Source organism: Halobacillus sp. BAB-2008 (genome assembly GCF_000328325.1).
In the GTDB taxonomy this organism is placed as follows: Bacteria; Bacillota; Bacilli; order Bacillales; family Halobacillaceae; genus Halobacillus.
In genome coordinates, this window is sequence record NZ_ANPF01000129.1 from 1 (window position 1) to 764 (window position 764).

At 28.8% G+C, this 764-nt stretch carries 1 protein-coding gene; it reads left to right on the forward strand.

What is annotated here, in order from left to right; genetic code table 11:
• Positions 1–358, forward strand: a 358-nt coding sequence (locus D479_RS20945) for a hypothetical protein (protein WP_008640648.1), incomplete at its 5' end; no start/stop codon positions are given.
• Positions 359–764: the final 406 nt, after the last annotated feature.

A 764-nucleotide genomic window follows, 5' to 3' on the forward strand; every position in this document is an offset into this window, starting at 1 on the left:
AAATATTTTAAATGAATTGAATCTTTCTTTTTACATTTATGAAAACGATAATGATCTCATAGGTTTATCTTACAAGGGGACTCATTTCGTTTTTGTAAGTGATTCCAGTCCTTTAAATATGTATTTTAACTACCAAGAAAAGAACTACAATGCATTAAAACGAATAATTAACCAGGAAATAACTGTAGATGAAATAATTAATGAGATAGAGATACTAACCAGCCTATTGTATAAGGTACAAGAAAAAGCTAATAAGTACAAAAGGTTTTATCAAAATTTAAGGTGGTTAAAAATTGAGGGTTTCAGAACTAATATTCTCTTAACCAAGCATTATTTTAATGCAAAAAAAGTGAATTAATAAATGATTTAGCTATTCTTGTTGCTCAAAAAGATCTTAACTTAAAATTAAAAGATCCTTTTGGTTTTTACCACTTCATTTAATAAATGTAAAATATCAACACTATTACTTAGTTTCCACAGGTAATGGGCGGCAAGGTTTAAGGATTTCCTTAAAAACCCCCGTTACGTAAAAAAGCTACCAAACTAGAGAGATTATTTCCTTTTATAAGGAAGTAGTCTCTTTTTGTTTATAATACTGTTTTAGCGTGGCAGAGTGCCGGGGTTCTGTCATCTTATGATAAAACAAATAAATAGGTGAATAATGTATAATCAACAGACCTGTAGGCTCGACCTTTAAACTATTACCAGTATAACCTATTACAACTAATAATCTAGAATTTGAATTCTTGATTAGAGTTTATAGG